The sequence below is a fragment of the Microcystis sp. M113S1 genome (assembly GCF_020246945.1).
Lineage (GTDB): Bacteria > Cyanobacteriota > Cyanobacteriia > Cyanobacteriales > Microcystaceae > Microcystis.
The window spans coordinates 1-10830 of the sequence record NZ_JADBSA010000178.1 but is presented as its reverse complement, the minus strand read 5'-3'; the positions used below and the strand labels follow the sequence as shown (position 1 = coordinate 10830).

At 41.2% G+C, this 10830-nt stretch carries 11 protein-coding genes; 2 read left to right on the top strand and 9 right to left on the bottom strand.

What is annotated here, in order from left to right:
- Positions 1 to 292 precede the first annotated feature (292 nt).
- The 6 genes from IM319_RS09125 to IM319_RS09100 form a co-directional block, all read right to left on the bottom strand.
- Entirely contained in the window at positions 293 to 1189 is an 897-nt protein-coding gene (locus IM319_RS09125; protein WP_287735360.1) for an AEC family transporter, read from the bottom strand.
- Between the two features lie 49 nt (positions 1190 to 1238).
- Positions 1239 to 1814: a Uma2 family endonuclease gene (locus IM319_RS09120; RefSeq protein WP_287735358.1), complete on the bottom strand. Its 576-nt coding sequence runs from the start codon at positions 1812 to 1814 to the stop codon at positions 1239 to 1241.
- A gap of 4 nt (positions 1815 to 1818) precedes the next feature.
- A complete protein-coding gene (locus IM319_RS09115; RefSeq protein ID WP_287686945.1) occupies positions 1819 to 1989 on the bottom strand; it encodes a hypothetical protein in 171 nt (56 codons plus the stop codon).
- Positions 1976 to 2284, bottom strand: a complete 309-nt coding sequence (locus tag IM319_RS09110; RefSeq protein WP_287677356.1) for a nucleotidyltransferase family protein — start codon at positions 2282 to 2284, stop codon at positions 1976 to 1978. Before IM319_RS09110 ends, IM319_RS09115 begins: the two co-directional genes overlap by 14 nt.
- 40 nt (positions 2285 to 2324) lie before the next feature.
- Complete coding sequence (locus tag IM319_RS09105; protein ID WP_286825285.1) at positions 2325 to 3191, bottom strand: formylglycine-generating enzyme family protein; 867 nt, start codon at positions 3189 to 3191, stop codon at positions 2325 to 2327.
- Positions 3192 to 3396: 205 nt separating this feature from the next.
- Positions 3397 to 5823, bottom strand: a complete 2427-nt coding sequence (locus tag IM319_RS09100) for a dynamin-like GTPase family protein (RefSeq protein WP_287735356.1) — start codon at positions 5821 to 5823, stop codon at positions 3397 to 3399.
- A 221-nt stretch (positions 5824 to 6044) separates the two neighbouring features.
- On the opposite strand from IM319_RS09100, the gene IM319_RS09095 reads away from it, so the two are divergent.
- Entirely contained in the window at positions 6045 to 7685 is a 1641-nt protein-coding gene (locus IM319_RS09095; RefSeq protein ID WP_287735355.1) for a DUF655 domain-containing protein, read from the top strand.
- 61 nt (positions 7686 to 7746) lie between these two features.
- Here IM319_RS09095 and IM319_RS09090 read toward each other — a convergent pair whose 3' ends face one another.
- The 3 genes from IM319_RS09090 to IM319_RS09080 form a co-directional block, all read right to left on the bottom strand.
- Positions 7747 to 8058 carry an MgPME-cyclase complex family protein gene (locus IM319_RS09090; RefSeq protein WP_002797828.1) on the bottom strand — a complete coding sequence of 104 codons (312 nt, stop codon included), beginning with the start codon at positions 8056 to 8058 and terminating at the stop codon, positions 7747 to 7749.
- A 67-nt stretch (positions 8059 to 8125) separates the two neighbouring features.
- Complete coding sequence (locus tag IM319_RS09085; RefSeq protein WP_287735362.1) at positions 8126 to 8848, bottom strand: pyridoxine 5'-phosphate synthase; 723 nt, start codon at positions 8846 to 8848, stop codon at positions 8126 to 8128.
- 59 nt (positions 8849 to 8907) lie between these two features.
- Positions 8908 to 9252: a YbaB/EbfC family nucleoid-associated protein gene (locus IM319_RS09080; RefSeq protein WP_024970320.1), complete on the bottom strand. Its 345-nt coding sequence runs from the start codon at positions 9250 to 9252 to the stop codon at positions 8908 to 8910.
- A gap of 263 nt (positions 9253 to 9515) precedes the next feature.
- Between IM319_RS09080 and IM319_RS09075 the strand changes: the two genes are divergently transcribed.
- Complete coding sequence (locus IM319_RS09075; RefSeq protein WP_353857189.1) at positions 9516 to 10712, top strand: DUF4377 domain-containing protein; 1197 nt, start codon at positions 9516 to 9518, stop codon at positions 10710 to 10712.
- The last annotated feature ends 118 nt before the right edge of the window (positions 10713 to 10830 follow it).

The following is a 10830-nucleotide window of genomic DNA, read 5'->3' as shown; positions in this document are numbered from 1 at the left end:
TGCGGGGGGAGATGGGGAGACCACTTCGTGCGCGTTGCGGGGGGAGATGGGGAGACCACTTCGTGCGCGTTGCGGGGGGAGATGGGGAGATGGGGAGATGGGGAGCTTTTTTCAGTGAACTGATGACTGATAACTGATAACTGATAACTGATAACTGATAACTGATGACTGATAACTGATGACTGATAACTGATAACTGATAACTGATAACTGATAACTGATAACTGATAACTGATAACTGACGACTGGCTCCCCAAAACGAAAACTTCGTACCTCACCATTAAGATAACTGCTATAAATAGACTTTTAATAACCAAAGAAAGAAAGGAATAGTCAGAAAACTAGCAAGGGTAGTGACCACAACTGTGCGGGCCATCAAAGCGGCCGAACCACCGAATTCTGTGACTAAAATGACGGTATTAACGGCGGTGGGCATGGCACTTTGTAGGATAAGAATTTTTAGATCCATACCGGTTAATCCTAAACTATTGCCGATCGCAAATGCCAAAAGAGGAGCGACTAAAAGACGCAAACAGGCCGCTAATAATTCTAATTTACCGATCGCTAATTTTTGCTGAGATAATTGGATACCTAGGATAATTAAAGCCAAAGGAATTGCCGCTTGTCCTAGATAGCTAATACTTTTATCTAATTGCAGGGGAAGATGAAAAGAGAAAGTTTGAAAGCTAATGCCGATAAAAATTGACCAGACTAAGGGCAATTGAAAAACTAAGCGAAATCCGGAAAGAAAGCTTTTTCCTCGCAAATAAGCGGGACTAATACCAAATAAAAGAATACTAGAACCAATCATATAGATTATCGCTCTTTCCAGTCCAGCCGCACCCAGGGCAAAACTAGCCACAGGTAAACCCATATTACCGTTATTGGGCATCACAGCGGCAGCCATGAGGCTTTTGCGGGTATCAGCATCGAGACTAAGACAAGAGGCGATAATTTCGACGACAATCGCCATTACCAGTGAAATAAGAGCAAAACCTAGAAGAATTAAACCGATATTGCTGCCGGATAAAGTGGTGCGATAGAGTCCATCAATGACCAAAGCGGGAGCAAGAATATAAACCGTGATTTGGGAAAGGGAATGCACTTCAACAGTGAGAATTTTTCCTGCTATCACACCGATGAGGATGATAAAACCCACTGGAATAATAGCGGAGAGTATGACAAGCATTAATCAGGTAAAAAGTAAATAGTAAACAGAAAAAAACTGATCTGATTTTTTAACAGATTTCTGTTATATCTTCGTATAAAGATTCGATCGCACAGTGAAAATCGATACTAGCTAGATAAATATCTGCTCCTTTGCTGTAGGGATAAAGAACCCAAAATCCTTCATCATTGAGACGAAAACAATCTACACTGATGCGTTCTTGACTGATAAGAACGTATTCTTCTAAAGTTTCAAGGGAACGATAGTCGGCAAATTTATCGCCCCGGTCAAAGGCAGCAGTAGTGGGGGATAATACTTCTACAATCAAGCGCGGATAACGGATAAAATCTTCCGAGAAAGACCGATTATCTCGCGAGTCGCAAGTAACTACAAGATCGGGATAAAAATAACTATTAGCTATTTCTAGACGAACTTTCATATCTGTGGCATAGACAAGACAACCACTACCCCGCAGCCGGTTTTTTAAAAGTGTGGCTAAGTTGATAATAATCATACCGTGGGCTTTACTTGCACCAGCCATGGCGTAGGTTTGACCGCGAATGTATTCGTGTTTATCCTTGGCCATTCTCTCCGTTGCTAAATAATCTTCCGGGGAAAGATAGTTATGGTCAAAGTTAGCAATCATTTGGTTAAATTACCTTTATTGTCTCTAAAATCAATTCTAGCTCTCGATCGAGGATCGGTACATTTTCAAAATTTGTCTGACAAACACCTGCAAATTTTGCTGGTTGATCGGCAAATTGTTGAGCTAATTGACCGGCTCGGACAATATCTAGTAAAAAAGCCTTATCCCGCCACATAAATCACTTGCGCTGTCTCTAAAATCTCTCGTTGACGAATCCAATTATGACTCTGCTCGATCGATTTTTTCGTTAGCAAATCAACTTTCCGTCCCAATAAATTCTCTAATTCCCGTTTCATCCTCGAAAACTCCAGAAGTCCCCAAGAAACACTATCTTGGAAACTGACCAGTACATCAATATCGCTGTCTGGACGAAAATCTTCCCGCAAAACCGATCCGAATAAATACATTTCAGATATCTGCCATTTCTGACAAAATTCGCTGATTATTTGCTGGGGTAGTTCTATTTTCAATTTTTTCACCTCCCTGTCACCGGTAATCAGTGATCGGTTTTCAGATTGAAGGAGAATTATCGCTAACGACACGAAAGCCGATATCATAGAGTCCAGCAGTAGCGAGAAATTTGACCCGGTAGGCCGAGCGACATTTGTTGGGGCCGTCATTCCAGGAACCCCCGCGTAAAACTCGTCTGTCCCTATCTTCTATTGTGGCCGCTTCGTAGTTATCGCGCCAGTAATCTGCACACCATTCCCGGACATTTCCGTGTAGATCGTAGAGTCCGAAAGGGTTAGCGACGGCAAACATTCCTACCGGTGTGGTTTCTCGCCGATCGCAGCCTAGGGAACCTTCCCCATAACGACCATAACTGCACACTTTCCCCCCATAATCCCAGTCCACACCGGAATAGTTGGCTAAATCAGTGGAAATTGTCGGGCCAAAGTGAAAAGGGGTTGATGTTCCTCCCCGACAAGCGTATTCCCATTCTTTTTCTGCGGGTAAACGATAATTGAGTCCGGTGAGACGGGATAGGCGATCGCAAAATTCCTCTGCTTCCCACCAGTTAATTTGTTCTACGGGGCGATCGTAACCTTCAAAATGGGCCGGATAGGGATTAAGTTCAATATTTACCGGTTCTAATTTTGCCACCTCGCGCCATTGTCGTTGGGTAATTGGGTAGCGACTCAGACAAAAAGCTTTAACATTAACCAGAGATTGGGGACTTTGACTCAATTTCCAGCCTAACTCGCTTTTAGGCGCACCGATGAGGTATTGACCGCTAGGGATAGAAATCATTTCTAAAAAGGTTTTTTTGCTTAAAAAATATTTATAACCTCGATTAGTGACTTTTTCCCGTTTAATTTCCTCACCTTTGCCATTAACAGTGACCACCTCATCGGTAAAATCTAACCATTCTCCCATTCTGCACCCCTCTATCGGTTATCGGTTGATCGGGTTAAGCTGCGAGCCTAGAAAAATCTCGAAACCTACCAGTTTAAGGATAACAAGACTTCGATCGCTTATCCCCCGATGAGTTTTAATTTTAATTAATTTTTTGCTTTGACACCAAATCGGTTTTTAATAGATGGATTGTTTCCTCTTGCTTCCCACTTCCCGCTCCCCCATATTAATTGCTGGAGTGATTAACAACTTCAGGGACAATCTCTAATTCTTGTTCACCAATTACAGGTAAATGATTTTTCTGTAAACCCATAGCAGTTAAACAAGTATTGAGAGAGTTTATCGCTTGGTTATAATCGTCAATTTTTTGGTGAATTTCTTCCTGTTTGCGGGCATTATTAGCAATTTTTTCCGCCGCTTCCTGTTCTAAAGTTTGTTCTAGATAAGAACGAGCTTGATTGAACTGTTGTAGAATAGTATCCGCTTGTTTTTTTGCCATTGGTATCAATTGATTTTTCAGAGTATTATTAACAGTTTGGCGGAAGTTTTTATGAATTGTTGCTGATACTTTTGGCTCAAAATCTAACTTAAGTAATTGACGGATAGCAGGTTCGGCAGCAAGAATACTTTCACAGTCATAACCTTGGGCAGTTTGTTGCACAGTTTGCCGAAATTGAAAGATCGAAAAAGTGCCTTCGTTGTAAAAATTATGATTTTCTCGTACATAGCGATCGCACTCGGTCTTTGCTTCGGAAACTAAGGCATTAATTAACTGTAATTCTAGCTGTTTTAGCTGACTTTCTAGGTGGCCATCATTGCCTAATAATCGGTAAATTTGTCGATAATAATCACCTTGTCTTACCGCATCTAAAAGACGCTGACAAAAGCGACTAATTAAACTGGTTGACTCCTCAATTAACACATCTTCTAGCTGGTTAGATAGATAATAAAAAGCTTCCACTAATACTGCTAATAAAGGTGCTGTAGCATTCCGAGGATGGGTTAAAGTCGCTTGCGAGTAAGCATTTTTAACAGAAAAAGTATTTAATAACTCATCCAATCTTGATACCATTCTCGCTTTCAGTTTCTTAAAGTCTTCCTCAAAGTTTTCATCGCTATTAACCACGACAGTATTGACATAAACATCGATATGTTTAGTTAATTTCTCTCCCACTTCCTTTAACTCTTGATTGAGGTGATTTAACTCCAGAGCTTTCATCGCCTCAATTTCTCGTGGTTGACTTTCTAAATCACTATAAATCCCTTGATAATGATTTTTGAGAGTGATGCAGAGAGATTGTAAATCATCGGCTAAATTAGCAAACAATTGCGGACGCTTTTCCTCCGTGAGATAACGAGTAATTGCCGTGCGAAATTCTTCGATACCACTATCAGCAATTAACTGCTCTAGTAAAGGAGTTCCCCACTCGCTTAAAACTCGAAAGTAATTTTTATTGGGAGTTTCATAACCGTGGATGGAAACTTTAAAGGGAGTTGCCAGTAATTTACCGGAGTTGGCACAATAGTTATTAAACTCGCTGACAAATTGCGGTGTTTCTTCTTCTCCTCCTAAATTTTTAACACTTTCGGCAAAGATAGAATCTAAACCATAACGCTGATTAATATTGGTTTGATTTTTCACCTGATACCCATAAAACCCTAAAAGTCCGCTGGTTTTGTAGAGGCGGGAAGTATCACGAAATTGCCTTTGAATCAGGTTTTCTAAACGCTGTTTTAGTTGGGCTGCGTACCAGGTTTCATCGATGCGGTTAAAAACATAAAAAACTCGATCACGAATACCAGCATTAGAGCGAATTTTTTCGAGTAATTCCGTTTCTTCTGTGGCTAATTCTCCCGCAGAAGCAGCCTTTAAAACACAAACCACTGCTGAAGTATCAGGATCCTCTATTTTACGATAGGCTAAGGCGGCATCTTTTTTGACTGGGGCATCAATACCGGGCAAATCTACCAAAACGTTACCATCTTTAAGGAGAGGATGATGACAGTAATATTCTAGACGTTTTAAGACGGCGCTATTGCTACCACGACGGGCAAAACTGGCCGCTTCTGCTAAATTAGAAAAGTGAAATTGTTCCATGGAATAGGTGGCATTATGCAGCGTATGGATCCGCTCACGATTTTGAGTAAATCCTTCAATTAATAATTTTAAACCCTGAGCTTGTTTAGCTCGCTCGGATTTGCCTTCACCCCCTTCCTGTTCGATAATTTTTTGACAGTATTGGTTTAACTGACTACAGTATTCGGGGGAATTAATGTTACTAGGATTGGTTAATTGCAGATTTTGACAAACGGTATCGACTAAAGTACGAATTTCTACTTCGCTGAGAAAGGTTAAAACCACTCTTTCCTCATCAGCTTCTGCGTACTCAATATAACATTCTGTACCTGTTGCGTGTCCTTCGGCACTATACAGCAATTCTCGCTCTAAAAGTGCATTGATTAACATTGATTTACCGGCACTAAAAGCACCGGCAAAAACGATTTCAAATTTGGGAGAAATGGCTTTTTGTAGGGCAATTTCTATCTTGCTGGTATCCTGTTGATTGCGGAGAGAGGATTCGCCTTTGAATAGTTCAATTATACTGTTAACATTACCAGCCAGATTACTGCATTGGGGTAAAAGTTCAGTCATGGTAAAACCCAAATCTAGAAGAACAGTGCTATTGTTCCCCAGATTATAACAAAATTCCCTAACTAGATGTCACATCTTTGGTCAGCGATTTAAGCAATCAAGGACAAAGTCATCGTCTTCAATCTAGAATCAGGATTGATTATAATCAATTTAGTACATACCGATTTCCGAGAACCTCCTTAGCTAAAAATTCCCTCCTGAATCCTAGAATAATGATAATTATGTGGACAAAAATGGCAATAGATAAATTGAGATTAAAAAAAATTCGGACTATGGGACAGTTAGGATTTTTGTTAGGAACAGTTTTTCTTTTGGGTGGCTGTCATTCTCTGAATGTTATCCAAAATCGTCCCCAACCCTTGCCCCAAGATCAATATATTCAAGTCTATTTTAATTATAATCAAGCCCAGGGTTCAAATTATACCGATCCCTATCGCCAAATTAATCGCCCAGGGGATAATTTAGAACAGGTTATTATTGATAATATCAACTCGGCAAAAAGTTCGATCGATCTAGCGGTGCAAGAGTTACGTTTACCCGCCATCGCTCAAGCTTTAGTTGCTCGTCAGCAACAGGGAATTAAAGTTAGGGTTATTCTCGAAAATATTTACAATCAACCTATTAATAGTTTAGCCAAAAACCAAGAACAATTAAGCGATCGAGAACAGGAACGTTATCAAAACCTTTTTGACTTAGTTGATCTAAATCGAGATGGTAAATTAAGTACAGAAGAAATCGCCCAAAGAGATGCAATTACTATCCTCAAAAAAGCTGGTATTCCCCTAATTGATGATAGGGCAGATCGCTCAAAAGGTAGCGGTTTAATGCACCATAAATTCATGGTTATTGATCATCACACTACTTTAATTAGTTCAGCTAACTATACCTTAAGTGATATTCATGGAGACTTTTCTAATCCCGAAACTGTCGGTAATGCCAATCACTTATTAGTGATTACTAATCCCCCACTAGCTAGAGTTTTTCAAAAAGAATTTAATCTGATGTGGGGAAGGGAAGATCAACCTAAATTTGGGTCAGATAAACCCCAGAGAAAACCGCAAAAAATTACTATTGGTAATAGTAGTCTGACGGTGAAATTTTCCCCCGATTCTATCACTTATCCCTGGGCAATTACTAGCAATGGTCTGATCGGTGAAACTTTAAATAAAGCTGAAAAATCCGTGAATTTAGCCCTGTTTGTCCTGACGGAACAGCCTCTAGCTAATATTCTCGCCCAACGACATCAAAAAGGGATAGAAATTAAAGCTTTAATTGATCCTAGTTTTGCCTTCCGATACTATAGCGAAGGATTAGATTTATTAGGAGTTGCTCTCAGTAATAAATGTCGTTATGAACCAGATAATCAGCCTTGGCAAAACCCAATTAATACCCTAGGAGTTCCCGATCTAGCCCCGGGAGATAAATTACACCATAAATTCGGTTTAATCGATGATAAAATTGTGATTACTGGTTCTCATAATTGGTCAGCAGCTGCTAACCATCAAAACGATGAAGCTTTAGTTATTATCGATAATCCCACCGTTGCCGCTCATTTTGATCGAGAATTTCAATATCTTTACCGTACCGCTAAATTAGGACTGCCGGAAACTATTAAAAATCGGATCGAACAGGATAGAAAAAACTGCCCCCAATCTGTAACAATTAAAAGCGATCGCTTAATTAATTTAAACACCGCCACGCGAGAAGAGCTAGATAGTTTACCCGGTATCAGTGGCAAATTAGCCGAAAAAATTATCGCAGCCCGGCAACAAAAACCCTTTACTTCCCTAGAAGATTTGGATCGAGTATCGGGAATCGGTCAGGGAAAAATTAACAAGCTCAAAGGCAAAGTTAGCTGGTGAGCATTGCTTCTTCTGCATTTTCTTCCACAGACAAAAACTAGCAATTTTCCCTCCACAAGCCCTATTTTAACGGTTCGGGAATACTATCGGAAGGAGCTTCAAACTGTCCGGTAATAACGTATTCTAGACGCAATTTTAGCCAAGTAATAAACTGTTGATTGAGAGAAACAATCGCCGCTGCCGGTTGGGGAGTTTTCTTTTTGATATCGGCAAAAGCGGGAGTATCTAAAAAAGCTGGATTGGCAATTAACCAAAAATCAATTTCTTGACCTTTTTCTTGATAATTCCTGATTCTTTCCTTCAAAACTTCCTTTTCGATCGCTTCTTCTTCTAAAAACTTTTGACTGGCTACCAAATAATAATAAGTTGTCATCATCTTTCCTTTAATTTTTCAGTGTAATTGTTCGTTAGTCGGGAGATTAGCTGATAGCTGATGGCTTTTACAATTGTCCACGCATAGCCAATTTCATTTCCCTAACAGCCCGTTCCAACCCGACCAAAACCGCACGACTGATAATTGTGTGACCAATGTTCAATTCTTCCATATTGGGCAAACAGGCGACGGGATAAACATTCCAATAGGTCAAACCGTGACCAGCATTCACCCGCAAACCCAGAGAGGAAGCGTATTCACAACCTTCTTTAAGAATTGTTAATGCTGCTTGACAATCGCTCTCCTGTTGTGCTTCGGCGTATTGACCGGTATGGAGTTCAATAAATTTCGCCCCCGTATTAGCGGCCGCTTGAATTTGGGCAAAATCGGCATCAATAAACCAACTAACGGGGATATTAGCCGATTGCAGGCGCTCTACAACCCGACAAAAACGGTCAAAATTGCCCAGCATATCGATCCCCCCTTCCGTGGTCACTTCCTGGCGCTTTTCGGGGACAAGGGTGACATAATCGGGTTTAATATCGAGAGCAATGGCGATCATTTCCTCCGTCGGGGCCATTTCCAGATTCAGATGAGTCCGCACCGTTTGCCGGAGAATCCGCACATCGCGATCTTGGATATGACGACGATCCTCGCGCAAGTGAACGGTAATGCCATCAGCACCACCGATTTCGGCCAAAACTGCCGCCGCCACGGGATCCGGTTCCACGGTCTGACGCGCTTGGCGAATTGTGGCCACATGGTCGATATTGACACCCAAAGTCAGCAAAGTTGAACCTCCTTGTTTGTTAGTCCAACTTTCCATCTTACCATTGCGGTCAAAAGCGATTACATACTGGAGATATTTAAACCCATGGTCAGTTCTTCCATTTTGCTGCGCATGGTTTCCGTGGAGGCATCATAGGCGGCTTTCATGGCTTCTAGAATAGACCCAGCCACAATCTCCAGATCTTGGGAGAGGAGAGAAGGGTCGATTTCAATACCCCGGGGTTCTTGGTTGCCACTGAGATAGACTGTCACCAAGCCATTTTCACTTTCGCCTGGAATTTCCATAGTTTCCAGTTCTTCTTGCAGAACTTTAGCCCCTTGTTGCACCTGTTGCGCTTTTTGGAAAGCGTCTTGTAGTTCTTTAATCTTACCGAGACCGAATCCGAATCCTTGTCCTTGTGCCATGATGTTTTTTTTGTTTAAGGGGTCACTCAAGATTTTTATTGTACTGCTTAAGGTGGACCGGGGTCAACTTTTGTCCATTTGAGGGCAAAAAGTGATTATTGACAACGATGACTTTCTGACTGGGTTAAGGTTTGAGGGAACTTGTTCTCTCTTCATCCGTCACGGGATGGTCAGAAAGAGAAATCCTAAAAATTATCCTAACCACTCAGTCGATTACCCCACGCCATAATACAATTGTTGCTTTGACGAGGAGAATAGCAATTTTGAACGCCAAAAAAACGGGAATTTTCTTGACAATTGCCCTAAGTTGTGCTTTAGCGGGGAAAGTAGCGATCGCTAATACTTCCCCTTTGGAGGGGACTCGATGGAAACTAAGGGGTTGGACAGCCGGAAGTTTGGTCAAAGAAACGGAAATTACTGCCGCTTTCCAGAAAAATATCCTCAGTGGTTCGGCCGGATGCAACCAGTATAATACCGGCTATCAAGTCAATAATGGCACGTTCCAGATCAACAAAGCGATCGCTACTACCAAAAAAGCTTGTCCGGAACCGCAGATGAAACAAGAAAATCAATATCTCGCTGCCTTGCAAGGAGTGGAACAATTCCAAGTGACAGCTAAAGGCGATTTACAATTATTTTATCGTACTCCCGAAGGTTTAGGAATCCTCACTTTTACCCCCGCACCGACCACCACGCGCACGGAAAAGACAATTTATATCAATTCTAGGAAACAACCCTGTAGCCAAGGCCCAACCAAAGACTGTTTACAGATGCGAGAAAAACCAGAGGAAAACTGGAGATTGTTCGCCAATAGTATCGAGGGATTTGATTATAAACCAGGATTTTTATATCAAATTAAAGTTAGCGTTGAAACCGTCTCCAATCCAGCTAATAATCAAAATTCGGAAACATGGAAGCTATTAGAAGTTATTAGCCAAACCCCAGAAAAAGAGACTCCGCGAGCTTGGTTTGATCGACCGTTAACTAATTGGAATAAAGCCAAGGCACCTATCCCCAAATCTCCCGTTAAAACCGTGATCGATAACCAGTGTCGTGAACAGGTTCGTCCGGCAATTACTGCCAATGATCAAGCGCTTAATAAAGCAGGATGGTTACTGTACGGAGCCGTGCAAACCTATGGTAAAACTAGCGTTATTTCGGCCATGAGTGGAGTGGATGGAATGTGCCGACCGATGGGTTATCAAGACTTTGTTTTTGTCGATGGTAAATTCGCTGGCACTCTTTCCCCGCGACCGATGGATTCCCGCGCTGATGGAGCATCTCAGAGAATTGTTTTACAAAATAGCGATCGAATTATTGTGGTTTTTAATCGCTATAAAGACACGGATCCTCTCTGTTGTCCTTCCCAATTAAGTCGCGTTATTTATCAAATCGAAACAGTCAGCGGAGTGCCAGTTGTTGTTCCCAAAGAAGTGGAAACAGAAGCGGTGAGAAACTAATTCAGTTATCAGTTATCAGTTATCAGTTATCAGTTATCAGTTATCAGTTATCAGTTATCAGTTATCAGTTATCAGTTATCAGTTATCAGTTATCAGTTATCAGTTATCAGTTATCAGT

Coding starts and splice junctions, on each gene's coding strand:
- IM319_RS09125 (WP_287735360.1), bottom strand. CDS start 1,189: ATGCTTGTCATACTCTCCGCTATTATTCCAGTGGGTTTTATCATCCTC.
- IM319_RS09120 (WP_287735358.1), bottom strand. CDS start 1,814: ATGATTGCTAACTTTGACCATAACTATCTTTCCCCGGAAGATTATTTA.
- IM319_RS09115 (WP_287686945.1), bottom strand. CDS start 1,989: ATGTGGCGGGATAAGGCTTTTTTACTAGATATTGTCCGAGCCGGTCAA.
- IM319_RS09105 (WP_286825285.1), bottom strand. CDS start 3,191: ATGGGAGAATGGTTAGATTTTACCGATGAGGTGGTCACTGTTAATGGC.
- IM319_RS09100 (WP_287735356.1), bottom strand. CDS start 5,823: ATGACTGAACTTTTACCCCAATGCAGTAATCTGGCTGGTAATGTTAAC.
- IM319_RS09095 (WP_287735355.1), top strand. CDS start 6,045: ATGTGGACAAAAATGGCAATAGATAAATTGAGATTAAAAAAAATTCGG.
- IM319_RS09090 (WP_002797828.1), bottom strand. CDS start 8,058: ATGACAACTTATTATTATTTGGTAGCCAGTCAAAAGTTTTTAGAAGAA.
- IM319_RS09080 (WP_024970320.1), bottom strand. CDS start 9,252: ATGGCACAAGGACAAGGATTCGGATTCGGTCTCGGTAAGATTAAAGAA.